Below are 25,343 nucleotides of genomic sequence, written 5' to 3'. Positions count from 1 at the left end.
GCGCGGTTCGAAGCCCGCAGGCTAAGCACTCAGCGGTGGACGGGCCGCGCCCCACAGTCTGTCATCAACCGGCAGCGGCACCGCCTGGGGCAGCTCAAAGAAGAAGACGCTGCCTGTGCCGGCATCGGTCGTGAATCCCATGCTGCCGCCCATGCGCTCGACGATGGAGTGCGAGATATTCAGGCCCAGGTCCGTGCCGTCCTTGAGTTGGGTATCCGGCGCGTCGGCCTGCGGGCCGCTCTGGAAGATGCGTTTGCCAAACTCTTCGGGAATGCCGGGGCCGCTGTCAGCCACTTCAACCCGGACCCGCCCGTTATCAAGGCGCAGCAGCCGGATGCGTACTGACGCCGCCGGAGGCGAGAATTTCACGGCATTGGACAGCAAATTGGCGATCACCTGGCTGAGCCGGTCATGGTCAACATTGACGCTCACCGCCTCTGCCGGGCCATCAAGAATCAGCTTGATGTTGTGCTGGCTGGCAAAGCCCTCGCTGGCCGCGACGGCCTGTGCCAGCAAAGGCAGCAGTTCCACCGGCCGCAGTTCAAAGTGCATGGTTCCGGATTCGATGGTCTCGCTGTCAATAATGTCGTTGAGGAGCCTGATCAGGCGTTCGGAGTTATTGGTGGCAATGCCGACCAGATTTTTGACCATGGCCGGCAACTCGCCGGCAACACCTCCCGCGATCAGGCCCAGCGTGCCGCGGATGGAGACCAGCGGCATGCGCAGTTCGTGGCTGACGCTTGAGATAAATTCACCTTTCATGCGCTCAAGGCGTTTGAGTTCGGTCACGTCGGCGCCCAGCACGAAAAAGCCCAGCACCTTGCCTTCATCCTCGTCTTCGCCATAGCGCGGCAGGTACTTCATGACGTAGTCGCGAAGCTGGCCATTGGCGGTTTTCTGCACGCGGTCATACTGCACCGAGTAGCCCGCCAAGGCTTCCTCGACCTTGCCTTGAACTTTTCCGTAAACCTCGCCGCCCATCATCTCGCGCAGGGTCTTGCCGTGGATCTGTTCGTGCTTCAGTCCAAAAACTTCTTCGTAGGACTGGTTGTGAAACTGAAAGCGCTGTTCTGCGTCCACGTAGGCAATCAAGGCTGGCAAGGTGTCCGCGATCTGGTGCAGTTGCGATTCGCTGGCGTGCAAAGCCCGGGTCCGCTCCTGCACGGCCTCCTCCAGGCCGCTCACCTGCGACGCCGCCTGCCGCGCCAGCGTCCACTTGGCCGTCAGCGTCCTGGCCAGCTGGCTGACCTCGATCATGTCGAACGGCTTTTTCAGGATCAGCAGCCGGTCCTGCACGTCCAGGCGCGCCAGCACGTCCTCCCAGGCATGGTCGGAGTAGGCCGTGCAGATCACCACCTGCACCTGCGGGTCGATGCGCCAGAGCCGCTCGATGGTCTCCACGCCGTCCCAGCCCGGGGGCATGCGCATGTCCACGAAGGCCATGGCGTAGGGCCGGCCGGCCTGGACAGCGGCCTCGACCATCGCCACGCCGTCGCGCCCCTGGTAGGCCGAGTCCAGCTCGTAGCCGTCGCACGCAGGCGCCTCGGCCTGGCCAAACAGCGCCGCCTCGAAGTTGTCGAGTTCGCGCGCGGCCGGCCGGGGCGCAAGGATCTTGCGGAAGTCCTCGTGGATCGATGGCATGTCGTCGATCAGCAAAATACGCCGGTTCTGCGGCTTGTTCATGGCTGGCTCCTGTTTTGTAATGGGGCGGTGTGGGTTTCGCGGGGAGGGGGTTGCGGGGCGCTCAAAGGGAGCGTGAAGAAAAACGTAGCACCTTGCCCGACCGCACCTTCGGCCCAGATGCAGCCGGCGTGACGCGCAATGATCCTGTGCGAAGTCGCCAGGCCAATGCCCGTTCCGGCAAACTCGCCCGGTGAATGCAGGCGCTGGAAAGTACCAAACAGCTTGTCCGAATAAGCCATGTCAAAACCCGCGCCGTTGTCGCGGATGAAGTAGATGGCTGTCTCGCTGCCGCTCTGCAGTTTTCCGAACCATATCTCCGGGGCCGCGGTATGCGCGGTGAATTTCCAGGCATTCGCGATCAGGTTTTCCATCACCTGGCGCAGCAGTGCGGGGTCACCGATGGCGACCAGGTCGCTTTCCACGTGGGATTTCACGCTCCGCCCTGCGTCCCGCTCCTGGCAGTCATCCAGCACCCGCTGGGCCATCGCCGCCAGATCGACCGTCTCGGCCTTCAGGCTGGTGCGGGACAATTGAGCCAGCGACAGCAGGCCGTCCGTGAGCTCTCCCATCTGCCGCACGCCCGCCCGTATGCGGCTCAGGTAGTGCCTTGAGCGTTCCGCGGTGTCTCCGCTGACCGACTTTTGCAGCAAGTGACTGAAGCCATCGATGGAGTTCAGGGGAGAGCGCAAGTCATGGGCAACCGAATACGAGAAGGCTTCGAGTTCCTTGTTGGACTGGCGCAAGGCCGCTTCGCTCGCCTTGAGGTTCTGCACCGCCTCCTCCAGGGTTTTCATCTGCAAGCTGGCCTGCCGCACCAGCGTCCACTTGGCCGTCAGCGTCCTGGCCAACTGGCTGACCTCGATCATGTCGAACGGCTTTTTCAGGATCAGCAGCCGGTCCTGCACGTCCAGGCGCGCCAGCACGTCCTCCCAGGCATGGTCGGAGTAGGCCGTGCAGATCACCACCTGCACCTGCGGGTCGATGCGCCAGAGCCGCTCGATGGTCTCCACGCCGTCCCAGCCCGGGGGCATGCGCATGTCCACGAAGGCCATGGCGTAGGGCCGCCCGGCCTGCACGGCGGCCTCGGCCTGGGCCACGCCGTCGCGCCCCTGGTAGGCCGAGTCCAACTCGTAGCCGTCGCACGCGGGCGCCTCGGCCTGGCCGAACAGCGCCGCCTCGAAGCTGTCAAGCTCGCGCGCGGCCGGCCGGGGTGCAAGGATCTTGCGAAAGTCCTCATGGATCGATGGCATGTCGTCGATCAGCAAAATACGCCGGTTCTGCGGCTCGTTCATGGTGGGTTCCTGTGGTCTGGTGAGCCGATCCGGCTTTCCCGAAGCGGGCTTTGCCGGGGGGCCAGCGGTATCGTGAAGTAAAACGTGGCGCCTTCGCCCGGTCTGGAATCGGCCCAGACCCGGCCACCGTGCCGGCCGATGATCCGGCTCGCGGTCACCAGGCCTACCCCGGTTCCGGGAAACTCATGGACCGCATGGATCCGCTGAAAGGTCGTAAAAAGCTTGCTGGCGTAAGCCATGTCGAAGCCGCTGCCGTTGTCCCGCACGAAAAACACCGCTTCGCCGTCCGTGTCGTCCAGCCTGCCGACCGCGATCTCGGCATGGGGCCGCAGGGAGGTGAATTTCCATGCGTTGCCCAGCAGGCGCTGCAGGGCGATCCGGAGCAAGCGCTTGTCGCAGTGGGCCTGCAAGCCATCCTGAACCGCGATAAGCGCCTGGCGCTGCGGAGCCTGGCTGCGGTATTCGCCCATGAGCTGGCGCGAGAGGTCGCTCAGATCGACCGGCTCCATGCACAATTTTGCACGCGATACCTGTGCCAGGGACAGCAGGTCTTCGATCAGTTGCCCGCCCACCACGGCACTGGCCTGAATTCTCGACAGGTAATGCAGCACCTTCTTGCTGGCATGGCCGCCCAGTTCCCTGGCCAGCAGATTGCTGAATGCGTTCATGATGCTCAGCGGCGTGCGCAGATCATGCGAGACGGAGTATGAGAAGGCTTCGAGTTCCGTGTTGGATTGGCGCAGGGCCACTTCGCTCGCCTTGAGGTTCTGCACCGCCTCCTCCAGGGTTTTCATTTGCAAGGTGGCCTGCCGCGCCAGCGTCCACTTGGCCGTCAGCGTCCTGGCCAGCTGGCTGACTTCGATCATGTCGAACGGCTTTTTCAGGATCAGCAGCCGGTCCTGCACGTCCAGGCGCGCCAGAACGTCCTCCCAGGCGTGGTCGGAGTAGGCCGTGCAGATCACCACCTGCACCTGCGGGTCGATGCGCCAGAGCCGCTCGATGGTCTCCACGCCGTCCCAGCCCGGGGGCATGCGCATGTCCACGAAGGCCATGGCGTAGGGCCGGCCGGCCTGGAGGGCCACCTCGGCCCGGGCCACGCCGTCGCGCCCCTGGTAGGCCGAGTCCAGCTCGTAGCCGTCGCACGCAGGCGCCTCGGCCTGGCCGAACAGCGCCGCCTCGAAGCTGTCAAGCTCGCGCGCGACCGGCTTGGGCGCAAGGATCTTGCGGAAGTCCTCGTGGAGCGAGGGCATGTCGTCGATCAGCAAAATACGCCGGTTCTGCAACGGGTTCATGATGCGCCTTGCGCGGTATCAATCGGAAGTTCAAGCGTGAAGGTGGCGCCCCGGCCGGCGCCCTCGCTGTGGGCCGTGAGGGTGCCGCCCATCTGCCGGGCGGCCAGCGCGCAGCTGTGCAGCCCGAAGCCGTGGCCGGCCTTGCGCGTGGTAAAGCCGTGCGCGAAGATGCGCGTGAGGTTGTCGGCCGAGATGCCCTCGCCCTCGTCGCTCACGCAGACCCGCAGGTTCTTGCTGCCGTCGGCGTTGCCGGCGACATGGATGCTCAAGGTCAGCCGGTGCGAGCGGTCCGCCACGCCGTCCATCGCATGCTTGGCATTGCTGATCAGGTTCACCAGGATCTGCAGCACCCGCGCCCGGTCCAGCCGCAGCACCGGGGTCTGCGCGAAGTCCCTGACCACGCTGACCTGATGGCGCGTGAGCGATCCGTCGTTCATGCGCAGGGCATCCTCGGCCAGGTCGCGGATCTGCACCGGCTCGACAATGCTCGAACTCCCCGCGTAGGACTGCTGGGTGGCCACCACGTCCTTGATGTGATCGACGCTGCGGATGAGGCGCGCGAGCTCCTCGGCCATGCCGTGCTGCTCGGCGGCCAGCGCCAGGGCCAGCTGGCCCAGGTAGCCCGGCAGCAGCCGGCCCTTGTCGTCCAGGGTCAGAAATTCACCCAGGTCGGCCGCGTGCGCGTGCATCAGCTGCACCGCCCGCGACAGCCCCTGGGCGCGCGAGGTGCGCAGCGTGCTGCCGAGCAGGTCGGCCGAGACGTTGACGCTGTTGAGGATGTTGCCCACGTTGTGCAGCACGTTGGTGGCGATCTCGGCCATGCCGGCCTGGCGCGCGGCGGCCAGCAACTCGGTTTGCGCAAGTTCCAGTTTGGCTTGCGTGGCCTTGATGAGCGTGAGGTCCGAGGAAACGCCAAAAGTGCCGATGATGCGCCCATCCTTGTTGCGCCAGGGCATTTTTGTCGTGAGCGTCCACAATATCCGGCCGTCGGCGTGCTGCATTTTTTCCGCCTTGCCGATGATCGGCTCGCCTGACTGGAGAATGGCTTGTTCGTCGGCAAAAGTTTCCCGTGCATAGGCGGGAGCAAAGAAGTCAAAATCGGTCTTGCCCTTGAGGGCCGCGGCGTCGGCTGCGCGCACCGCATTCTGCAGGGATTGGCTGAAGTGCACGAAGCGTGATTGCTCGTCCTTGAAGTAGATGTAAACCGGCGTGTTTTCCAGCAGCACTTCGAGCAAGCGGCTGGTTTCCCGAAGGTCGCTGGTGGTTTGTTCGAGTTTGCGGTTTTGCACCTCCAGTTCAAGCGTTTTTTGAGTCACGACCTGCTGAAGTACTGCGTTTTCCTCCATCGCCCCGAAGGTTGAATGGCGCTTGCCAGCGCGGTCTTTTTCGCGCGTGACGAGCGCCTGAATGGTTTTGTCTCGCGCGGCCAGGCTGCGCTCCAGCGCCGCCAGGCGAAGCGTCAAATGGGCTGCGGCTTCGGCCGCGTCCACTGTTTCACGCGAGGGCATGACCCGTCCCGATGGCCACGCCCGTGAAGGTCTGGTTCATGTGCATGCCGTCGAATTGTTCGCCGTAAGTGCTGAAGCCGAAGACCTGATTGCATTTCATGATGTCGCCCATCGCATCGAGCAGGCCGCTGCCTTCAAATTCCAGGCGGCGCAGGAGGCAGTCGCATCCGATCACCAGCGCAGGCTCGCCGATGTCTTCGCGCAGCCGGTCAAACGCGGCCAGCGCGTTGGCCACCGGATCGACCGCGCGCCCAATGCTGAGAACCATGCCGTTCTCGATGGTGCAATACAGCGTGAGGCTTTGGTCGGGATTGACGCCGCCAATGGCGCGGATGTATTGCTCCCCGCCCATCTCGAAGATGAGCGGGTTGACGGAAAAAGTCGGCAGACCGAGTTGCTCCAGGGGCACGCCGACCAGGTCGGCATACACCTGGGCGGCGGGCTCGCCGTTGATCTCATAGACCACGCGTTTTTCCTGGTCGGAACGGGTGATGACCAGTGTCGTGTCCGTGGGAACGAAGTGCGCGAACTTGATGGTCCGGAACGGCAGGCGTGTGCGGAACAGCGTGAAAACGGCCGTATGGGTACGGAACTCGCCATCGACATAGACATGGGTTTGCTGCAAGCTCGGGTTGTCGCTGGCCGAGCCGCCGACGATGGGCAGATGCGGCATGCGCCGGTACAGCAGCGAGGCGAGTTGCTCTTCCATCAGGGACAACCCGTCCACCAGCAGCAGCCCGAAGGGGCGTTGATCCGGATGCATCCCGATGATTCGCTTGGTTTCGTCGGCGATGCCCGACATCCTGCCTTCCATCGCGGCAAGGTCCACCGCGAAAGGATGCGCGGCAATATCCCCAGCCAGGCTGATGGCGCTGATGCCGCCGCTGGTATAGCCGTCCAGCCCCAGTTGCCCAATCGTGGTGCAGCCAATCACCGGCGTATCGCCAAACGCGTTTCGCAATTCGGCCGCGAGCCTGGCGAGGTCGTAGGCTGCGGAGCAAAAAAACAAAATCAGTTGCGCCTGATCCTGGTGAATGAGGTGCCGGATTTCGGCCACGGCGATGTGCTCTTGCGTGGCAGTCGAAATGCCGCGCCGGATTTGCAGAGAGGGCTGATTTTTCATGACGCGCCTTGTGCTGTATCAATCGGAAGTTCAAGCGTGAAGGTCGCCCCCCGGCCGGGGCCGTCGCTGTGAGCCGTGAGGGTGCCGCCCATCTGCCGGGCCGCCAGCGCGCAGCTGTGCAGCCCGAAGCCGTGGCCGGCCTTGCGCGTGGTGAAGCCGTGCGCGAAGATGCGCGTGAGGTTGTCCACCGAAATGCCCTCGCCCTCGTCGCTCACGCAGACCCGCAGGTTCTTGCTGCCGTCGGCGTTGCCGGCGACATGGATGCTCAGGGTCAGCCGGTGCGAGCGGTCCGCCACGCCGTCCATCGCATGCTTGGCATTGCTGATCAGGTTCACCAGGATCTGCAGCACCCGCGCCCGGTCCAGCCGCAGCACCGGGGTCTGCGCGAAGTCCCTGACCACGCTGACCTGATGGCGCGTGAGCGATCCGTCGTTCATGCGCAGGGCATCCTCGGCCAGATCGCGGATCTGCACCGGCTCGACAATGCTCGAACTCCCCGCGTAGGACTGCTGGGTGGCCACCACGTCCTTGATGTGATCGACGCTGCGGATGAGGCGGGCGAGTTCCTCGGCCATGCCTTGCTGCTCTGCGGCCAGCGCCGGGGCCAGCTGGCCCAGATAGCCCGGCAGCAGCCGGCCCTTGTCGTCACGGGTCAAAAACTCGCCCAGGTCGGCCGCGTGCTCGTGCATCAGCTGCACCGCCCGCGACAGCCCCTGGGCGCGCGAGGTGCGCAGCGTGCTGCCGAGCAGGTCGGCCGAGACGTTGACGCTGTTGAGGATGTTGCCCACGTTGTGCAGCACGTTGGTGGCGATCTCGGCCATGCCGGCCTGGCGCGCGGCGGCCAGCAACTCGGTTCGCGAATTCTCAAGGGATTGCGCCATCTGGTTCATGGCGCGCGCCAGGATGGCGAATTCATGTTCGTGGCTTTGCTGTGCCCTTGCGCTGAAATCCCCCGAGGCGACGCGCTCGGAAAAAGTGATCAGCTTCGTCACGGCACCGGTAATGCGTTGCGACACCAGGAAGGCAACGATGGCGCCCAGCAACGTGGCGATGGAGGCGCTGACAAAGATGGTCCAGCGCGTAAAGCTGGCGGCGCTTTCGACGCCGTTACGGGTCTGGACGGCGCGCATGGTGGCGGTGGTGTGCATGTCTTCCAGCAAGGGTTCCATGGCCAGCGCGGCTTGCACGTATTGATGCTGGACCGCCTGGATCGCGTGGACCATTTCCACGTAGTGCTGGTAGATCTGCGCATAGTCATGCAGCAGCGCTACCAGGCGCTGATACTCTGCCCCTGGCGGATGAGGCGCCTGAAGTTGCGCGCGCAATTCGGTGACGCCCGCCTGAAACAGCTGCAATTGCACCTCTTTGCGGTGACTGGTGAAATCATCTTCATGCTGGCGCAGGTTCTGAAAGCTGTCTTTCAGGTTCTGTTGATGGGCGCCCTTGACCCCTTTGAGCAGCGCTTCGGCCTCCGGTCCCATGCGGCGGAATTTTTCTTCCCATTCCGGTGCCGTCTGATCTAATTTTTTTGAGAGATTGAGCAGGGTCGAAAATCCACTTTCGTACTGTTGAATCTGCGCTTCGATCTGCTTGATGTTGTCGAGGATGTCGGGATGGGTGGACAGGATCTGAATGCTCGTCAGGTATTCGCGCATATCGATCAGGCTCGATTGCACCAGCGGCTCGTAGCGCTCGCTTGCCGCAGCCAGCCCAAGCTCGTCCACGTAGAGCAGCAGATCGCTTTCGGCCCGGCGCGCCTTGTGCATCGCCTGGGCGCTGCGCAGGCTGAGGTCGGCCATCCTGTTGTCGATGGTCAACAGCTTGTTGACGGCAAGAACCGAGCGCTCCTCGCTCAGGTAGGCGGCGACGCCCAGCACCAGCGTCAGCGCGATGACCACGCCGAATCCAAGCGCCAGCTCAAGCTTCAGGCTCGGTGAGCGCCGCAGCCACGCCATGTTGCTGGAAGCCTTGTCCAATTTCACGTTGTGCCCCAGGTTTGGCGCTTGCCGTGCCGGTTACTTCTTGCGGACATCTTCAGCCATCATTTCTTGCGCTCATCTTCGACCATTTTCAGAAACCTTTGCACATTCGCTTCGCCCGTGTAGGCGGCAATTTCCTGATAAACGGGTTCCACTGTGGCGCGAAACGCCTTGAGGTCGGGGCGCGTGACCTTCACCCCGGCAGCGGCCATTTTGGCGATCAGCTCGTCCTCTTCGGCAATGATTTTTTTGCGCATGCCGTCGCCCGCCGCCTTGCTTTCTTCGCGCACAATTTTTTGCTGCGCCGGCGTGAGCATCGCCCAGCTTTTGGCGCTGATCAGGTGCACGGTGTTGTAGTAAACATGCCGCGTCAGCGCGAGGTGCTTCTGCACCTCGTACAGCTTGTTGTAATAAATCACGTTGAGCGGGTTTTCCTGGCCATCGACCCGTCCTTGCGACAACGCTGCGTAGAGGTCTTTGAAGCTGATCTTGCTGACCTGCGCGCCCAGCGCCTGCATGGTGGTCTCGACTTCAGCCACGGGCGGCACGCGTATTTTCAGGCCGCGCACATCCCCGGGCTGGTTGATCGGGCGCTGGTTGTTGGTCAGGTTGCGAAAGCCCCATTCCCAGTTGGACAAGATCACGAAGCCCTGCTTCTCGGCCAGCGGCGCGAGCCAGGCCATCGCCGGGCCGTCGAGCACCCGGTGCGCATGCTCGTAGTTGTCGAATACGTAGGGCATGACCACGACCGCGAAGGCCTTTTCGTACTTGATCATGTAGTTCGGCGTGGACACGTCCATGTCAATCGCGCCGAGTTTGACCTTTTTTAGCATTTCGTTTTCGCTGCCGAGCTGAGCCGCCGGGAATATCTCGGTCTTGATTTGCCCGTTGGTGCGCTCTTCGACCCGCCTGGCAAACTGCAGCGCCGCCAGGTGAGCCGGGTGCGTGGTCATGGTGGCATGCGCAAGCGTCAAGGTGATCGGCTCGGCGTGCGCCATCGCAGCGCAGGCCAGCCCGGCGAGGAATATCAGACGAATCGCTTTCATGGCCGGCGTTCATCCGCGACCATGTTCAGGAACTTGCGTGCGTTCTCTTCGCCGGCAAGGAGCTTGATCTTTTTGTGGGCGGGCTCCATCATGGCGCGGAACGGCTGGGGGTCGGGGCGTGTGACCTTCACCCCGGCAGCGGCCAGCCTGGCGATCAGCTCGTCCTCTTCGGCCATGATTTTTTTGCGCATGCCGTCGCCCGCCGCCTTGCTTTCTTCGCGCACGATGGTTTGCTGCGCCGGCGTGAGCCGGGTCCAGCTTTTGACGCTGATGAAGTGGACCATGTTGTAGTAAACATGCCGCGTCAGCGCGAGGTGCTTCTGAGACTCGTACAGCTTGTGGTGATAAAAGACACTGAGCGGGTTTTCCTGGCCATCGACCCGTCCTTGCGACAACGCTGCGTAGAGATCCTTGAAGCTGATCTTGCTGATCTGCGCGCCCAGCGCTTCCATGCTGGCCTCCATTCCAACCCCAGGCGGCACGCGTATTTTCAGGCCGCGCACATCCTCGGGCTGGTTGATTGGACGCTGGTTGTTGCTCAGGTTGCGAAAGCCCCATTCCCAGTTGGACAAGATCACGAAGCCCTGCTTTTCGGCCAGCGGCGCGAGCCAGGCCATCGCCGGGCCGTCGAGCACCCGGTGCGCATGCTCATAGTTGTCGAATACGTAAGGCATGATCACAACCGCGAAGGCCTTCTCATAATTGATGAGGTAGTGGTGAGAGGCCAAGTCCATGTCGATGGCTCCGAGTCGGACTTTCTGGATCATTTCGGTTTCGCTGCCGAGCTGGGCCGCCGGGAATATCCTGGTCTTGATTTGCCCGTGGGTGCGCTCTTCGACGCGCCTGGCAAACTGCAGCGCCGCCAGGTGTTCCGGGTGCGTGGTCGAGGCGGCATGGACCAGCGTCAGGGTGATCGGCTCGGCATGTGCCATCACTGCGCAAGTGGCGAGGGCCAGCACGGCGATGAATGTTGAACAAATTGCTTTCATGGATCAGTGTCCTTTGCCAGTAAATCCGCGAATGCACGGTTGCCCTTGAACGGCTTGCCGATTGCGAACACGGAAAACACAGAGGTGGTTCATGGCCGGCGTTCATCCGCGACCATGTTCAGGAACTTGCGTGCGTTCTCTTCGCCGGCAAGGAGTTTGATCTTTTGGTGGGCGGGCTCCATCATGGCGCGGAACGGCTGGGGGTCGGGGCGTGTGACCTTCACCCCGGCAGCGGCCATTTTGGCGATCAGCTCGTCCTCTTCGGCAATGATGGCCTTGCGCGCGCCGTCGCCTGCCGCCTTGCTTTCTTCGCGCACGATGGTTTGCTGCGCCGGCGTGAGCCTGGCCCAGCTTTTGGCGCCCATGAGGTGAACCTGGTTGTAGTAAACATGCCGCGTCAGCGCGAGGTGCTTCTGCACCTCGTACAGCTTGTTGTAATAAATCACGTTGAGCGGGTTTTCCTGGCCATCGACCCGTCCTTGCGACAACGCTGCGTAGAGGTCTTTGAAGCTGATCTTGCTGATCTGCGCGCCCAGCGCCTGCATGGTGGCCTCAAGCCCCAGCACGGGTGGCACGCGTATTTTCAGGCCGCGCACATCCCCGGGCTGGTTGATCGGACGCTGGTTGTTGGTCAGGTTGCGAAAGCCCCATTCCCAGTTGGACAGCATGACGAAACCCTGCTTCTTGGCCAGCGGGGCGAGCCAGGCCATCGCCGGGCCGTCGAGCACCCGGTGCGCATGCGCGTAGTTGTCGAATACATAGGGCATGGTGATGACCGCGAAGGCCTTTTCGTACTTGATGAGGTAGTTCTGCGTGGACGCGGCCATGTCGAGCGCGCCGAGCCGGACTTTCTCCAATACTTCGTTTTCGCTGCCGAGCTGACCCGCCGGAAAGATCGCGAATTTGATTTGCCCATGGGTGCGCTCTTCGACACGCCTGGCAAACTGCAGCGCCGCCACATGCTCCGGGTGCGTGGTCGGGGTGCCATGGGAGAACGTCAGGGTGATTGGTCCGGCATGCGCCGCGACTGCGCTGGCGGCGAAGGCCGCGAGCGCCGCGATGAGGGTGAAACGGATGGCTTGCATGGCGGAATGTCTTTTCTGATCAATGCTGAAGTAGGGGAGGGAAGCCGGCTGCACGCAATGCGCAAGCGTGTGGCTCAGTTTTTGAACTTCCCGCCGATCAGGTCGGGGGCCTTGCCGCCGTTCTCAATCTTGTACATCTGGATCGACCACAGCCGCGGATCGTCGTACCTGACGTCCGAGGGCACGCTGAAGGCCTTGGTGCGGTACCAGGCGCCATCAAAGGCCGTGCCCGGCTCGACCTGCACCGGCGCCCACAGCTCCTTGCTGTCGGCCATGAGGGTCGAAGCCTTGTCAGCCCTGGCCATCGGCCTGCCGGCTTTCATCATGTCGAACAGCAGCCGCATCGACAGCACGCCTTCGCCGTCGGCCGGCTGCACCGAGACGTGGTCGATGTGGCCGAGCGCGATGGCCTGCAGCTCGACGAGTGAGCCGTCAATGGTTGCCACCGGAATGTGGCGCGGATCCTCGAACGGGTACAGCAGGCCCTGGCCTTGCAGTGCCCGCACCGCTCCGCCGACGCCCATCGTGCCGTCGATGCTGGCCACGGCCAGCACGCTGGCCGCACCGTAGCGCGAGATCAGCTCATCCACCGCCTTGTGTGCCTTGGCGTCATCGCAGCGGGCTTCGCGGGTTTCGACCTTCAGGTTCGGATTGGCCTTGACGAGCGGGTCGAACACCGAGCGGTAGCCTTCGTGGCGGCCGATGTCGAACGAGGCGGTGATGATGCAGCGCAGTTCGATGATCACGCCACCCTTGCTGGGCCAGTCGGGGCCGCGCAGCTCGCTCAGGCGGCGCACGATGGCCTCGCCGCCCAGGCGTCCCGCGTGGCGGTTGTCGAAGGCGACGAAAGTCTGCGGCGCACCTGGCACCAAGGCGTTGCTCGTGACCACCGGGATGCCCTTTTTATGCAGGCCGGTCACCAGGCTGCGCATCACCTCGCCGCGCCACGGCACGAACAGCATTCCATCGACGCCGCGCGAGATCTGCGTTTCGATCTCGGTGCGCTGCTGGGTCACGTCGTTGGCCCCGAAAACGCGGAATTCGATTTTCACGCCATGCGCTTTTTCCAGGCGCTGGCGCTCCAGTTCCTGCCCCATCTGCACGCCGTTGAAGTAGATGTCGGTCGGTGCCCAGCGGATCACGGCAACGCGATAGACGTCTTTGGCGAGGGTCTGGGCGGCGGCCACCAGCGCCAGAGTGGCCACGGTGGCTTGCAGCGTCTTCTTCAAACTCATCTACGTCTCCTTATGGGTTGGGTACACCGTGTGGAAACTGCAAGATAAGAGACGTTTTTATTATTTTTATCATTTTTTGCTGCGATGTGATCAGATCACATTCATAGGCTGCAGCGTTAAGGCGTTTTCCACATTGTCATATTTGTCGTTATGGCGTAAGTGAATGTTTCTTTGTGCGTGCTGCCCTGTGGCATGGCGGCCATGGCGGTCCGCATCAAACCAGCAAAAATAGGGAACTTGGGGACGTGGAAATTTCAGAAATGCCGTCTATTCATAGACAGGGTTTTGGCCGTGCTATGAATTGCATAGCTGATTACGCCCGTACTCATTGCGCCAGAGGCTGATTTGATGCTGAAAATCAGTGGTTTTTCCTTCCTGAGCAGCGCTTTCACGCCCTCTGGCAGCCTGATTGTGGCTTTAAAACCGCTTTTTCATGCAAAAAGTGCCTCTTGCGCAATCAGGACGTGCGCAAGCAGCTATGAAATAAGGAGTAAGGATGGGCCTGTAGCCCCGCCGCTCAGTCGGTGTGCATCAGCGTCTCGCCCAGCGCGTCGATCAGGCGGTCAATCTCTTCGGGCGTGGCGATGAAGGGCGGGGCGAGTTGAATGGTGTCGCCGCCGTAGCGCACGTAAAAGCCCTTTTTCCACATTGCCATGCCGATCTCGTAAGGCCGGCGCGCCGGCTCGCCGGGCAGGGCGTCGATGCTGAAGCCGGCGGCCAGGCCGAAGTTGCGGATGTCGGTGACATGCTTCACGCCCTTCAGGCCATGCACCGCGTTCTCGAAATACGGCGCCAGGGCGTTCACGCGGCCCATCATGTCTTCCTTTTGCAGGATGTCCAGCGTCGCCAGGCCCGCCGCGCAGGCCACCGGGTGCGCCGAATAGGTGTAGCCGTGCGGGAATTCGAGCAGGTACTCCAGCCCGCCCGCCGCCATGAAGGTGTCGTAGATTTCCTTTTTGGCGACCACCGCGCCCAGCGGCTGCGCGCCGTTGGTGACCTGCTTGGCAATGTTCAGGATGTCGGGCGTGACGCCGAAGGCTTCCGCGCCGGTGAAGGCGCCGCAGCGGCCAAAGCCGGTGATGACCTCGTCAAAAATCAGCAGGATGTTGTTCGCCGTGCAAATCTCGCGCAGCCGCTGCAGGTAACCCACGGGCGGAACCACCACGCCGGCCGAACCCGAGAACGGCTCGACGATGACGGCGGCAATGTTCGATGCGTCATGCAGCGCGATCAGGTTCAGCAGCTCGTCGGCCAGCTCGGCGCCCTCGGCCGGCATGCCGCGCGAGAACGCGTTTTTCTTGAGCTGGGTGTGCGGCAGGTGGTCGGCCTCCACGCCCTGGCCGAACAGCTTGCGGTTGGCGCCGATGCCGCCGACCGAGATGCCGCCGAAATTCACGCCGTGGTAGCCCTTTTCGCGGCCGATCAGCCGGGTCTTGCTGGCCAGACCCTTGGTGCGCCAGTAGGCGCGCGCCATTTTCAGCGAGGTGTCGGCCGACTCCGAGCCCGAGCCGGTGAAGAACACATGGTCGAGCCCGGCGGGCGTGAGTTCCTTGATGCGGTTGGCCAGCTCGAACGACAGCGGGTGGCCGAACTGGAAGGCGGGCGAATAATCCAGCGTGTTCATCTGGCGCGTCACGGCTTCGGTCAGTTCGCTCCTGGCATGGCCCAGGCCGCAGCACCACAGGCCCGACAGGCCGTCGAAAATCTGCCGGCCATCGCTGTCGGTGTAGTAGGCGCCCTTGCCGCTGACGATCATGCGCGGGTTGGCCTTGAAGTTGCGGTTGGCGCTGTAGGGCATCCAGTGCGCGTCCAGCCAGGCGGCATCAAGTCGCGTGCGGGGCAGCTGGGTGGAATCGGTCATGTCCATGAGGAAGGGCTCCAGGTCAGGTCGGAAGTGGGAAGGGCGAAAGCGCCATTGTTGGCCTGTCTGATACTCTTATGCATATAGAAATAGCCCTGTTCAGTTAGCAATTCATGCAAGCAAAACGCCCGGCGGCTTTCGTCGCCACAAGCCCTTCAAGCCCTTCAGCCCCGCCTGCCGTCAAGGCCAGGGCGGTGCTGGGGCAGGTCGGCGACATCGACCTGCGCCTGCTGCGCGTGTTCAAGGCGGTGGTCGAATGCGGCGGCATGGCGGCGGCCGAACTCGAACTCAACATCGGCACCTCCACCGTGAGCCGGCATGTCAAGGACCTGGAAATCCGGCTCGGCCTGACGCTGTGCCGGCGCGGGCGGGCCGGCTTTGCGCTGACCCCGGAAGGCGAGCGGATCTACGCCGAAACCCTGCGCCTGCTGGCCTCGACCGACGCCTTCCGGCACAGCGTGGACGACATCCACCAGCGCATGGGCGGGCACATCCATCTTGCCGTGTTCGACAAGACCGCCAGCAACCCGGCGGCGCGCATTGCCCAGGCGATTGCCCTGTTCCGGCGGCAGGCGCCCGACGTGGCGCTGAGCCTGCATGTCGGCTCCATCAACCAGATCGAGCGCGGCGTGATCGACGGCACCTTCCAGGCCGGCGTGATTCCGGCGCACCGCAATTCGGACACGCTGGTCTATGACGAGCTGTTCGGCGAAACCATGCTGCTGTATGCCGGCGCGGCGCATCCGCTGTTTGCGCGTCCGCAGGCCGGGCTGGACTGGGCCGGCTTGCGGGCGCATGCGTTCGCCGGACTGGGCTACCACTCGCCGAACATGGAAATCAGCCACCGCGAACGCCTGGTGCGGGCCGCCACCGGTTTCGACCAGGAATCGGTGGCGACGCTGATCCTGTCGGGCGAATTCCTGGGTTTTTTGCCCGACCATTACGCCGCCAGCTTCGTCGCCGCCGGCCAGATGCGCGCGGTCTCGCCCGTGCTGTTCCGCTATGAATGCACCTTTGTGGGCATCACCCGGCGCTCGCTCGCGCCCTCGCGCGTGACGCTGGCCTTTCAGCAGTGCCTGCTGCAGGCGCACCAAAAAAGCATGGCATGAAAATAGCTGCTCGGGGGGCAACAAGCGCCAGTCCATTTTTGCAAGTTTCCGGCCGGGAGCGGTGTCCCAATAAGACACGGCTCATTTCTCCAAGATGATTCCCTTGTCCTCCGTTCCCCCGGCCGATGCCGCCGATGATGCCGCCGCCAAAGGCCAGATTCGGCAGGCCAATGAAGCCCTGATCCTGGCGGCGGCCGAGCGGGTGTTTGCCGGGGCCGGTTTTGGCGGCGCCACCATGGCCGCGATTGCCGAGGCCTCCGGCCTGCCCAAGGCCAACCTGCACTATTACTTCGGCAACAAGCAGGCGCTGTACCGGCGGGTGCTGGCGCGCACCCTGGCCGACTGGCTGCTGCCGGCCCATGTCATCACGCCAGAGGCCGACCCGCGCCAGGCCATCGAGCACTACATCCGCGCCAAGATGGCGCTGTCGGCCCAGCGGCCGCACGCCTCGCGGGTGTTCGCCAACGAGTTGCTGCACGGCGCGCCGGTGCTGAAGGAGCTGCTGGTGACCGAGCTGAGCGGCATGGTGCGCGACAAGGCGGCGGTCATCCAGGGCTGGATCGACGCCGGCCGCATGGCGCCGGTGGACAGCACGCACCTGTTCTTCACCATCTGGGCCGCCACCCAGACCTATGCCGATTCCGAAGTCCAGGTCAGCGCCGTGCTGGGCACCCCGAGCCTGGCGCCGGCCGCCCATGCGCGTGCCACCGAGCATGTGGTGCAGCTGCTGTTGCGGGGCTGTGGTTTGCTATGAAAAGAGTAGCTGGTTACGCAGGTGGATATTGCGCTGGAGGCGTATTTCTTGCATGAAACCGGGTGGGTGGCCGGTTTCCATTGCCGGGAGGTTTCTCTAAAAATAGTTGAGGTTGAAACCACAACCTTTGGCCGACAATCGGCCTAAACCGTGATCTGGTCGGTTTTTAAACTGTGCCAGGTTTTCGCTATTTTTAATGTAGCTGGCTGTCCAAGGGAGACAAGGATAAATGACAGTTTCTTTGGTTGAATTTGATATGTTGTGCCGCAGTGCTTTGCGGCGTTAGACCGCACAAATAGCCATGCCCATCACACCTGACCAAAACCAGATATTGGCGTTCGCCGTGTACGAACTTCGGCTCCTTCTTGCCGGGCATCTGGGCTCCAATTCACAGGGCGATCCTTCCGTGCGAACTGCGGCGCATCTGGCGTATGCGCTACACAACCAAGCGCTAGCGGTCCTTGAAGGGAAGTCGTTCGATCCCGTTCAAGCTGTCGAAGCCATCGCCGGCGTCGACAAGCGGTTTGGTGAGAACTTCCTGCAACAGCTATCGGAAGCAGTGAACCGTGCGGTCTAGAGCGGTTTCGTTGTAACCAGCAAAGGAACTGAGAACGGCCAGGTCGATCAAAGGCTGATTTGGAGGTCATCGATCATGTCGTGGCGAAATGGACAAGCCTATGCACAGGATTTGCGCGACCGGGTGCTGGCCGCGCCAGGCGTGCTGCGCGAGGTCGCCGAGCGCTTTGGCGTGAGCCAGGCCTATGTCTGCCGGGCGCGGGCACGCCGCGAGCGGCTCGGCCAGACGGGCCCGGGCGCGCAGCATAACCACATGCCGCTGCGCCTGGCCGCGCTGGAGGGCGCGCTGCGCGAGCAGGTCGCCAGAGCGCCGGCGCAGACGCTGCGCGAGCTGCGTCAGTGGGTGCGTGCCGAGCACGGCATCGAGGTAGGCACCACCACGATGTTCAAGACCCTGAGGCGGTTCGGGCTGACGCTAAAAAAAAATCACCCTGCACGCGGCCGAGCAAACGCGGCCCGACGTCGCCCAGGCCCGCCAGGACTGGAGCGCCAGACAACCAAGCCTGCCGGCCGCTCGGCTGATCTTCCTCGATGAGACCTGGGCAACCACGGGCATGGCCCCGACGCGGGGCCGCTCGCCGCGGGGCCAGCGCTGCCGGGGCTTTGCGCCCGCCGGCCACTGGCGCACCACCACGTTTGTCTGCGCGCTGAGCACCCAGGGGCTTCGGGCGCCCCTGGTACTTGACGGCCCCCTCAACGGGCCTGCCTTTCGCGCCTGGGTCGAGCAGTTTCTCGTGCCCGAACTGCGGCCCAGCGACATCGTGGTAATGGACAACCTCAGCGCCCATAAAGTCGCCGGCATCCAGGCGGCCATCGAGCAAGCCGGGGCGACGGTGAAGTACCTGCCGCCCTACAGCCCGGACTTCAACCCCATCGAGCAGGTCTTTGCCAAGCTCAAGGCGATGCTGCGAAAGACCCAGGCCAGAACCGTCGATGCCTTGTGGAGCGCCATTGGCCAATTGCTCGACCGGTTTGGCAGCGCCGAGTGCGAGCGCTACGTTCGCCACTGTGGCTATTGCGGGTCAGGGTGAAGCCGCTCTAGCGGCGCGGCGCGCACTTTGCTGACAATTGCCCGCATGAATCCCAAGGCGCTTCTGGCGGTGGCTGGAAAGTAGGTGCAATGCTGGCCAGCAGTCGAAAACTGCCGATGCTGGGCGGCTGTGGCTTGCTGCCCCTAAACCCCCGGGCTTGCCGGGTCAAGTTGCCCTTGAGGCAGCGCATTCTAGTATGCTCTGGGATTTTGAATTATTAATTATCTTTGGGAATCCTTCCCTGCGTGATTCAAGCGACCGACCGATTCTCGACTCCCGCTACCCTTGAGGCTTTTTGGCGCCATGCAGGCGGCCCGACGGCCTGCTGCGCGGTTCGACCTCCGCCCTGAAAGTTCACCATGTCCCATTCCACCCCAGTTTCGGCGCCGCACGACCTGGCCAGCCGAAGCGTCAAGGCCGTCTGGCACCCCTGCACGCAGATGCAGCGCGCCATGGCCGTTCCGCCGCTGGCCATCGTGCGCGGCGAAGGCGCCTGGCTCATTGACGACGCCGGCCGGCGCTACTTCGACACCAGCAGCTCCTGGTGGGTCAACCTGTTCGGCCATGCCGACGCGCGCATCAACGCCGCGCTGAAGGACCAGCTCGACCGCCTGCCGCATGTGATGCTGGCCGGCTGCACCCACGCGCCGGCGGTCGAGCTGGCCGAGCGGCTGTCGGCGCTGACCGGCGGCGTGCTGGGCCACTGCTTTTTCGCCAGCGACGGCGCTTCGGCGGTCGAGATTGCGCTGAAGATGAGCTTTCACCACTGGCGCAACCGGGGCCGCAGCACCAAGCGCGAGTTCGTCTGCCTGCGCCAGGGCTACCACGGCGAGACGCTGGGCGCGCTGGCCGTCACCGATGTGGCGGTGTTTCGCGACGCCTACGACCCGCTCTTGATGCGTTCGCACCAGGTGATGTCGCCAGACGCCCGCCAGGCGCTGCCGGGCCAGAGCGCCGCCGATGTCGCGCAGCGCGCCGCCGCCGAGTTGCAGGCTTTGCTGGCCGGGCGCCACGAGCACATCGCAGCCCTGATTCTCGAACCCCTGGTGCAGGGCGCGACCGGCATGGCGATGCATGACCCCGCCTACCTGCGCGCCGCCCGCGCGCTGTGCGACGAGTACGAAGTGACCTTGATCGCCGACGAGATTGCCGTGGGCTGCGGGCGCACTGGCAGCTTTTTTGCCTTCGAGCAGGCCGCGCTGCCGGGCCAGCCCGCCATCTGGCCCGACCTGGTCTGCCTGTCCAAGGGCATCAGCGGCGGCTACCTGCCGCTCTCCTTGGTGCTGTCGCGCGACAGCATTTACGAGGCCTTCCTCGACGACGACGTGGCGCGCGGCTTTTTGCATTCGCACTCCTACACCGGCAACGCGCTGGCCTGCCGCGCCGCGCTGGCCGTGCTCGACCGCTTCGAGCACGACGGCGTGCTGGCGCGCAATCGGCAGCAGGCCGCGCTGTTGACCGCCGCGCTGGCGCCGCTGCGCGCCGATGCGCGCATCGAACACTTCCGCCAGATCGGCATGATCTGGGCCTTCGACGTGCGCGAGCCCTTCGCCGGCTTTCGTTTCGCCGAACGCTTTCACCTCGCCGGCCGGGCGCGCGAGCTGCTGATCCGGCCCATCGGTCGCACCGTGTACCTGATGCCGCCCTACCTGCTGGACGAAGGCTTGTCGGTCTGGCTGGCCGGACGCGTGCTGGCGACCCTTGACGACGTTCTCAACCAGAGGCTTGATGATGCTGATCGACTACCTGAACCACCAACTGCGTGAGCGCGAGGCGCAAGGCCTCACGCGCCAGCGCCGCATCGCCGAGTCGCCGTGCGCGCCGCGCCAGCGGGTCAGCCAGCGCGGCCAGCCGGCGCGCGACCTGCTGGCGTTCTGCAGCAACGACTACCTGGGCCTGGCGAACCACCCGGCGCTGGTCCGGGCGCTGGCCGAAGGTGCCCAGCTTTACGGCGCGGGCAGCGGCGCCTCGCACCTGATCAGCGGCCATTCCGAGGCCCATGCCGCGCTTGAAGCCGATCTGGCGGCCTGGCTGGCGCCGTGCATCCCCAACGCGCAGGCGCTGTATTTTTGCACCGGCTACATGGCCAATCTGGCGCTGCTGACCGCGCTGGGCGGCGCCAACGCCACGATTTTTGCCGACAAGCTCAACCACGCCTCGCTGGTCGATGGCGCGCTGCTGGCCAAGGCGACCCTGCAGCGCTACGCCCACAAGAGCCTGGCGGTGCTGGCGCGCCAGCTGGCGGCCTGCGACACGCCCATCAAGCTGATCGTTACCGACGCCGTGTTCAGCATGGACGGTGATGTGGCCGACCTGCCCGAGTTGCTCGCGCTGGCCGAGCGCTTCGACGCCTGGCTGGTGGTGGACGATGCGCATGGCTTTGGCGTGCTGGGCGAAGAGGGCCGGGGCAGCCTGTCGCACTTCGGCCTGTGCAGCGAGCGCCTGATCTGCATGGGCACCCTGGGCAAGGCGGCCGGTGTGGGTGGCGCCTTTGTCGCCGCGCATCCAAGCATCATCGACTGGCTGGTGCAGACCGCCCGGCCGTACATCTACACCACCGCCGCGCCGCCTGCCGTGGCCCATGCGCTGCGCGAAAGCCTGCGGCTGATTGGCGGGACGGAAGGCGACCAGCGGCGCAAGCAACTGCAGCAGCTGATCAGCCAGCTGCGCAGCCAGCTCGCCGAGCTGATCGCCGCGCAGCCGGCGCTTGGCTGGCATCTGGCGGACTCCAGCACCGCAATCCAGCCACTGATCGTCGGCAGCAACGAAGCCGCGCTGGCGCTGGCGGCAGCGCTCGATGCGCAGGGCCTGTGGGTGCCGGCCATCCGCCCGCCCACCGTGCCGGCGGGAACCGCCCGGCTGCGCATCACGCTCAGCGCGTCCCACAGCGCGGACGATGTGCGGCAGCTCGTCGATGCCCTGGCGCAGGCTGGCAAGGACTTGGCCGGAGCGCAGCCATGACGCTTGCTCCTGCGCTGCACGGCTGCTTCATCACCGGCACCGACACCGACATCGGCAAGACCTGCATCAGCGCGGCGCTGCTGCACTGGTGCGCGCAGCAAGGCTGGCGCAGCGCGGGCTTGAAGCCCGTGGCGGCAGGAACAGCGCTCATCGACGGCCAGCGCATCAACGACGACGTGCAGGCCTTGCGCCAGGCCGGCTCCGTGCCGCTCACCGACGCCGAAGTCGGGCCGCTGCAGTTCGAGGCCGCCTGCGCGCCGCACATCGCCGCCGCGCTGGAAAACCGCCGGATCGACGGCCCCGGGCTGGTCCGGCACGCGCAGGCGCTGGCCAGTCGCACCGATGTGCTGGTGGTCGAAGGCGTCGGCGGCTTTTGCGTGCCGCTTGACGACGCATGGGACACGGCCGACCTGGCAGTCGCCCTGGGGCTGCCGGTCATCCTGGTGGTCGGGCTTCGGCTGGGGTGCATCAACCACGCCCTGCTGACGGCCGAAGCGATTCAAAGCCGGGGCCTTGCGCTGGCGGGCTGGATTGCCAATACCATTGATCCGTCGATGGCGCACAGCGAAGGCAACCTGGCCAGCCTGCGCCATGAACTGATGCGCCGCCACCAGGCGCCGTGCCTGGGCGTGGTTCCCCGGCTGGCCGTGCCCGGGCCGGCGTATATTGCCGCTCATCTGGACAGCGCCGCGCTGGCCAAGCTGCTCAGCCCCCGCTGAGCGTTTTTCATTCATTTTGCTGAAAACCAATCCATGACCTCCATCACCACCATTCCCCTGTCCACGCTGCGTTCCTCCCTGCCGGCCCGCCCGGATGCCGCCGCCGCGCCGCAGCGCTGGCGCGTCGCCGACATCGAAGCCCTGTACGCCTTGCCCTTCATGGACCTGCTGTTTCGCGCCCAGCAGGTGCACCGCGCGAACTTCGACGCCAACCAGGTGCAGCTCTCGACGCTGCTGTCGATCAAGACCGGCGGCTGCGCCGAGGACTGCGGCTACTGCCCGCAATCGTCCCATTTCGAAACCGAGGTGAAGGCCAGCAAGCTGATGGCGCTCGACGAGGTGATGGCCGCCGCGCAGGCCGCCAAGGACCAGGGCGCGACGCGCTTTTGCATGGGCGCGGCCTGGAGCCGCCCGAAAGAGCGCGACATGGAGCGCGTCACCGAGATGGTGCGCGAAGTGCGCGGCCTGGGGCTGGAAACCTGCATGACGCTGGGCATGCTGGAGGCCGAGCAGGCGCAGGCCTTGAAAGACGCGGGCCTCGACTACTACAACCACAACCTCGACAGCTCGCCCGAGTTCTACGGCAGCATCATCAGCACCCGCACCTACCAGGACCGGCTCGACACGCTGGAGAATGTGCGCGGCGCGGGCATCAACGTCTGCTGCGGCGGCATTGTCGGCATGGGCGAAAGCCGTGCGCAGCGCGCCGGGCTGGTCGCGCAGCTGGCCAACCTGGAGCCGTATCCGGAGTCGGTGCCGATCAACAACCTGGTGGCGGTCGAAGGCACGCCGCTGGCCGACACGCCGCCGCTGGACCCGTTCGAGTTCGTTCGCACGATTGCCGTGGCGCGCATCACCATGCCGCGCACCATGGTCCGGCTGTCGGCCGGGCGCGAGCAGATGGATGAAGCCCTGCAGGCGCTGTGCTTCATGGCCGGCGCCAACTCGATCTTCTACGGCGACCGGCTGCTGACCACCAGCAACCCGCAGGCCGACAAGGACCGCCAGCTGTTCGCGCGCCTGGGCCTGAAGGTGCAGGGCGAGCGCCCCGCCGCCACGGTGCAAGGCTGATGAATGCCGTCCTGACGCCGCCGGCCGGCGCGCTCGGCCGCCCCATCGTGGATGCGGCCTTCCTCGCCGACCCCTACCCAACTTACCGCGCGCTCAGCGAGGCCGGGCCGATTCACTGGAGCGACGAGTTCTTCGGCGGCGCCTGGCTGCTCACGCGCCATGCCGATGTCGAGAAGGTGCTGAAGGACCCGCGCTTTTCCGCGCAGCGAACCGGCGCCTGGGTCAAGGACCGCGAGGACGCGCCGGGCGAGCTGAGCAGCTTTCAAAAGCTGTTTTCGCGCGCGCTGCTGTTCCTCGACGCGCCCGACCACACGCGCATCCGCAAGGTGCTCAACGCGGGCTTTCGCCCCGAGGTGATCCGCGGCCTGGCGCCGTACATCGAGCAGGCGGTGGGCGAGCTGCTCGACCGCGCCGAAGCCGCCAGCGCCAGGAATACCGGCAACACCCCGTTTGACTTCATGCAGGCCGTGGCCCGCCCGCTGCCGGTGCGCGTGATTGCCCGGCTCATGGGCATCGAGGCTTCTGCGCAGGACGACTTCATGGTCTGGTCGGACGACCTGGCGACCTTCATCGGCGCCGCGCAGCCCGGGCGCGAGCAGGCGCGGCGCGCCCAGGCCAGCCTGCTGGCGATGTGCCGCTATTTCGAGGCGCTGCTGCCGCGCAGGCGCCAGGCGCCCGGCGACGACCTGGTGAGCCGCCTGGTGCTGGCCGAAGCCGCCGGCGAGATCGAGGGCGGGCCTGAGCTGCTGGCGCAATGCGCGATGCTGCTGTTCGCCGGCCACGAGACCACGCGCAACCTGCTGGGCAACGGCCTGCAGGCGCTGCTCAGCCATCCGGCGCAGTGGCAAAAGCTGCAGCAATCGCCCGAACTGCTGCCCGGCGCGGTGCGCGAGCTGCTGCGCTACGACAGCCCGGTGCAGTACACCGGCCGCCGCGTGACGACCGAGCTGGTGCTGCACGGCCAGCTGCTGCGCCGGGGCGACCTGGTGTTGCCGCTGATAGGCGCCGCCAACCGCGACCCGGCGCGCTATGCGCAGCCCGACCGGCTCGACATCGCCCGGCGCGACGGCGGCTCGATGTCCTTCGGCTCCGGCGCGCATGTCTGCATCGGCGCGGCGCTCACGCTGATGGAAGCCGAAATCGTGTTTGGCCAGGTGCTGCGGCGCTGGCCGGGGCTGTGCCTGGCCGGCGCCGCGCCGCAGTGGGGGAGCAATCCGGTCTATCGCGGGCTGCTGGCGCTGCCGGTGCGCAACGTGGCGGCTTGCTGAACCGGGTTTTGATGATGAAAACTGCCTTTTGCGCAATAAGGACGGGCGCAGGCAGCTCATGAATCAATAGCGTATCGGTGCCATCCTGGCGCGCCGGGTCTGTCGAGCGGCCCGCGCCCGCCGCAGGCGTGTGCGGCATCGGCGGATCCCTACAACGGCATCAGTCCCCTCCGACTGACCGAAATCCCGCGATGCGTACGATTGGAGTGGTTGGGACGGCGGCGGATGCCGGGTGATCAACGCTTCAGGAGACACGAAATGACCAGCAAGAACACGATCTGTCTGTGGTACGAGGGCGGCGCCGTTGACGCCGCGAACTTCTATGCCCAGACTTTCCCCGACAGCGCCGTCGGCGCCGTCCTCCGCGCCCCGGGCGACTATCCCGACGGCAAGCAGGGCGATGTCCTGACGGTCGAGTTCACCGTCGCCGGAATCCCCTGCATCGGGCTGAACGGCGGCCCGCACTTCAAGCACAGCGAGGCCTTCTCTTTTCAAATCGCGACCGACGACCAGCTTGAGACCGACCGCTTGTGGAACGCGGTCGTCGGCAATGGCGGCCAGGAAAGCGCGTGCGGCTGGTGCAAGGACCGATGGGGCCTGTCATGGCAGATCACCCCGCGCGCCCTCACCACGGCGCTGTCCGGCCCTGATCGTGCGGCGGCCAAGCGCGTGTTCGACGCGATGATGAGCATGAAAAAGATCGACATCGCCGCGATAGAGGCGGCACGGCTGGGCCAAAATCTATCCTCAAGTTGATGCAG

The 25,343-nt window shown here is 64.7% G+C and carries 20 protein-coding genes and 1 pseudogene; 10 read left to right on the top strand and 11 right to left on the bottom strand.

What is annotated here, in order from left to right; all coding sequences use genetic code 11:
• Positions 1–21: 21 nt before the first annotated feature.
• From PNAP_RS25960 to PNAP_RS20130, 11 genes are all read right to left on the bottom strand, one after another.
• Complete coding sequence (locus PNAP_RS25960) at positions 22–1,683, bottom strand: ATP-binding response regulator (protein WP_011803402.1); 1,662 nt, start codon at positions 1,681–1,683, stop codon at positions 22–24.
• Entirely contained in the window at positions 1,680–2,975 is a 1,296-nt protein-coding gene (locus PNAP_RS20175; protein ID WP_011803401.1) for a sensor histidine kinase, read from the bottom strand. Before PNAP_RS20175 ends, PNAP_RS25960 begins: the two co-directional genes overlap by 4 nt.
• Entirely contained in the window at positions 2,972–4,267 is a 1,296-nt protein-coding gene (locus PNAP_RS20170; protein ID WP_011803400.1) for a sensor histidine kinase, read from the bottom strand. Before PNAP_RS20170 ends, PNAP_RS20175 begins: the two co-directional genes overlap by 4 nt.
• Positions 4,264–5,775 carry a PAS domain-containing sensor histidine kinase gene (locus tag PNAP_RS20165; protein WP_011803399.1) on the bottom strand — a complete coding sequence of 504 codons (1,512 nt, stop codon included), beginning with the start codon at positions 5,773–5,775 and terminating at the stop codon, positions 4,264–4,266. Before PNAP_RS20165 ends, PNAP_RS20170 begins: the two co-directional genes overlap by 4 nt.
• Complete coding sequence (locus PNAP_RS20160; RefSeq protein WP_011803398.1) at positions 5,762–6,898, bottom strand: FIST N-terminal domain-containing protein; 1,137 nt, start codon at positions 6,896–6,898, stop codon at positions 5,762–5,764. The genes PNAP_RS20165 and PNAP_RS20160 overlap by 14 nt, the downstream gene beginning before the upstream one ends.
• On the bottom strand, positions 6,895–8,880 hold the full coding sequence (locus PNAP_RS25155) for a sensor histidine kinase (protein WP_157040342.1): 1,986 nt from the start codon (positions 8,878–8,880) through the stop codon (positions 6,895–6,897). The genes PNAP_RS20160 and PNAP_RS25155 overlap by 4 nt, the downstream gene beginning before the upstream one ends.
• 59 nt (positions 8,881–8,939) lie before the next feature.
• Positions 8,940–9,923 (bottom strand): TRAP transporter substrate-binding protein, encoded by a 984-nt coding sequence (locus PNAP_RS20150; protein WP_011803396.1) that lies wholly within the window; start codon positions 9,921–9,923, stop codon positions 8,940–8,942.
• Complete coding sequence (locus PNAP_RS20145) at positions 9,920–10,912, bottom strand: TRAP transporter substrate-binding protein (protein ID WP_011803395.1); 993 nt, start codon at positions 10,910–10,912, stop codon at positions 9,920–9,922. Before PNAP_RS20145 ends, PNAP_RS20150 begins: the two co-directional genes overlap by 4 nt.
• Before the next feature lie 89 nt (positions 10,913–11,001).
• A complete protein-coding gene (locus PNAP_RS20140) occupies positions 11,002–11,997 on the bottom strand; it encodes a TRAP transporter substrate-binding protein (RefSeq protein WP_011803394.1) in 996 nt (331 codons plus the stop codon).
• Between the two features lie 74 nt (positions 11,998–12,071).
• Entirely contained in the window at positions 12,072–13,232 is a 1,161-nt protein-coding gene (locus PNAP_RS20135; protein WP_011803393.1) for a sugar ABC transporter substrate-binding protein, read from the bottom strand.
• A 517-nt stretch (positions 13,233–13,749) separates the two neighbouring features.
• A complete protein-coding gene (locus PNAP_RS20130; protein ID WP_011803392.1) occupies positions 13,750–15,099 on the bottom strand; it encodes an aspartate aminotransferase family protein in 1,350 nt (449 codons plus the stop codon).
• A 107-nt stretch (positions 15,100–15,206) separates the two neighbouring features.
• Between PNAP_RS20130 and PNAP_RS20125 the strand changes: the two genes are divergently transcribed.
• The 10 genes and pseudogenes from PNAP_RS20125 to PNAP_RS20075 all read left to right on the top strand — a co-directional run bounded on the left by PNAP_RS20125 (position 15,207) and on the right by PNAP_RS20075 (position 25,338).
• Positions 15,207–16,202 (top strand): LysR family transcriptional regulator, encoded by a 996-nt coding sequence (locus PNAP_RS20125; protein ID WP_011803391.1) that lies wholly within the window; start codon positions 15,207–15,209, stop codon positions 16,200–16,202.
• A 94-nt stretch (positions 16,203–16,296) separates the two neighbouring features.
• The gene (locus tag PNAP_RS20120; protein WP_011803390.1) at positions 16,297–16,956 is read left to right on the top strand and encodes a TetR/AcrR family transcriptional regulator; all 660 of its coding nucleotides are present in this window, start codon (positions 16,297–16,299) and stop codon (positions 16,954–16,956) included.
• Positions 16,957–17,257: 301 nt separating this feature from the next.
• On the top strand, positions 17,258–17,533 hold the full coding sequence (locus tag PNAP_RS20115; RefSeq protein ID WP_011803389.1) for a hypothetical protein: 276 nt from the start codon (positions 17,258–17,260) through the stop codon (positions 17,531–17,533).
• Between the two features lie 75 nt (positions 17,534–17,608).
• A pseudogene (locus tag PNAP_RS28355) lies at positions 17,609–18,563 on the top strand (IS630 family transposase).
• A 359-nt stretch (positions 18,564–18,922) separates the two neighbouring features.
• A complete protein-coding gene (gene bioA / locus PNAP_RS20100) occupies positions 18,923–20,329 on the top strand; it encodes an adenosylmethionine--8-amino-7-oxononanoate transaminase (protein WP_083758073.1) in 1,407 nt (468 codons plus the stop codon).
• Positions 20,295–21,524 carry an 8-amino-7-oxononanoate synthase gene (bioF, locus tag PNAP_RS20095; protein ID WP_041376851.1) on the top strand — a complete coding sequence of 410 codons (1,230 nt, stop codon included), beginning with the start codon at positions 20,295–20,297 and terminating at the stop codon, positions 21,522–21,524. Before bioA ends, bioF begins: the two co-directional genes overlap by 35 nt.
• On the top strand, positions 21,521–22,243 hold the full coding sequence (gene bioD / locus PNAP_RS20090) for a dethiobiotin synthase (RefSeq protein WP_011803387.1): 723 nt from the start codon (positions 21,521–21,523) through the stop codon (positions 22,241–22,243). The genes bioF and bioD overlap by 4 nt, the downstream gene beginning before the upstream one ends.
• Before the next feature lie 33 nt (positions 22,244–22,276).
• A complete protein-coding gene (gene bioB, locus PNAP_RS20085) occupies positions 22,277–23,314 on the top strand; it encodes a biotin synthase BioB (protein ID WP_011803386.1) in 1,038 nt (345 codons plus the stop codon).
• Complete coding sequence (locus tag PNAP_RS20080) at positions 23,314–24,582, top strand: cytochrome P450 (RefSeq protein ID WP_011803385.1); 1,269 nt, start codon at positions 23,314–23,316, stop codon at positions 24,580–24,582. The genes bioB and PNAP_RS20080 overlap by 1 nt, the downstream gene beginning before the upstream one ends.
• A gap of 258 nt (positions 24,583–24,840) precedes the next feature.
• Positions 24,841–25,338: a VOC family protein gene (locus tag PNAP_RS20075; protein ID WP_041376850.1), complete on the top strand. Its 498-nt coding sequence runs from the start codon at positions 24,841–24,843 to the stop codon at positions 25,336–25,338.
• Positions 25,339–25,343: the final 5 nt, after the last annotated feature.

This window comes from Polaromonas naphthalenivorans CJ2 (assembly GCF_000015505.1).
Taxonomy (GTDB): domain Bacteria; phylum Pseudomonadota; class Gammaproteobacteria; order Burkholderiales; family Burkholderiaceae_C; genus Polaromonas; species Polaromonas naphthalenivorans.
Note: the sequence above shows the minus strand (reverse complement) of the source record. Positions and strands in the feature narration are given on the sequence as shown.

Bases quoted from the DNA above. Each gene is read 5' to 3' on its own strand.
- PNAP_RS20135 (WP_011803393.1), bottom strand. From the start codon at position 13,232: ATGAGTTTGAAGAAGACGCTGCAAGCCACCGTGGCCACTCTGGCGCTG.
- PNAP_RS20145 (WP_011803395.1), bottom strand. From the start codon at position 10,912: ATGAAAGCAATTTGTTCAACATTCATCGCCGTGCTGGCCCTCGCCACT.
- PNAP_RS20165 (WP_011803399.1), bottom strand. From the start codon at position 5,775: ATGCCCTCGCGTGAAACAGTGGACGCGGCCGAAGCCGCAGCCCATTTG.
- bioD (WP_011803387.1), top strand. From the start codon at position 21,521: ATGACGCTTGCTCCTGCGCTGCACGGCTGCTTCATCACCGGCACCGAC.
- PNAP_RS20140 (WP_011803394.1), bottom strand. From the start codon at position 11,997: ATGCAAGCCATCCGTTTCACCCTCATCGCGGCGCTCGCGGCCTTCGCC.
- PNAP_RS20125 (WP_011803391.1), top strand. From the start codon at position 15,207: ATGCAAGCAAAACGCCCGGCGGCTTTCGTCGCCACAAGCCCTTCAAGC.
- PNAP_RS25960 (WP_011803402.1), bottom strand. From the start codon at position 1,683: ATGAACAAGCCGCAGAACCGGCGTATTTTGCTGATCGACGACATGCCA.
- PNAP_RS20175 (WP_011803401.1), bottom strand. From the start codon at position 2,975: ATGAACGAGCCGCAGAACCGGCGTATTTTGCTGATCGACGACATGCCA.
- PNAP_RS20160 (WP_011803398.1), bottom strand. From the start codon at position 6,898: ATGAAAAATCAGCCCTCTCTGCAAATCCGGCGCGGCATTTCGACTGCC.
- bioB (WP_011803386.1), top strand. From the start codon at position 22,277: ATGACCTCCATCACCACCATTCCCCTGTCCACGCTGCGTTCCTCCCTG.
- PNAP_RS20115 (WP_011803389.1), top strand. From the start codon at position 17,258: ATGCCCATCACACCTGACCAAAACCAGATATTGGCGTTCGCCGTGTAC.
- PNAP_RS20150 (WP_011803396.1), bottom strand. From the start codon at position 9,923: ATGAAAGCGATTCGTCTGATATTCCTCGCCGGGCTGGCCTGCGCTGCG.
- PNAP_RS20120 (WP_011803390.1), top strand. From the start codon at position 16,297: ATGATTCCCTTGTCCTCCGTTCCCCCGGCCGATGCCGCCGATGATGCC.
- bioF (WP_041376851.1), top strand. From the start codon at position 20,295: ATGCTGATCGACTACCTGAACCACCAACTGCGTGAGCGCGAGGCGCAA.
- bioA (WP_083758073.1), top strand. From the start codon at position 18,923: ATGTCCCATTCCACCCCAGTTTCGGCGCCGCACGACCTGGCCAGCCGA.
- PNAP_RS20075 (WP_041376850.1), top strand. From the start codon at position 24,841: ATGACCAGCAAGAACACGATCTGTCTGTGGTACGAGGGCGGCGCCGTT.
- PNAP_RS20080 (WP_011803385.1), top strand. From the start codon at position 23,314: ATGAATGCCGTCCTGACGCCGCCGGCCGGCGCGCTCGGCCGCCCCATC.
- PNAP_RS20170 (WP_011803400.1), bottom strand. From the start codon at position 4,267: ATGAACCCGTTGCAGAACCGGCGTATTTTGCTGATCGACGACATGCCC.
- PNAP_RS20130 (WP_011803392.1), bottom strand. From the start codon at position 15,099: ATGGACATGACCGATTCCACCCAGCTGCCCCGCACGCGACTTGATGCC.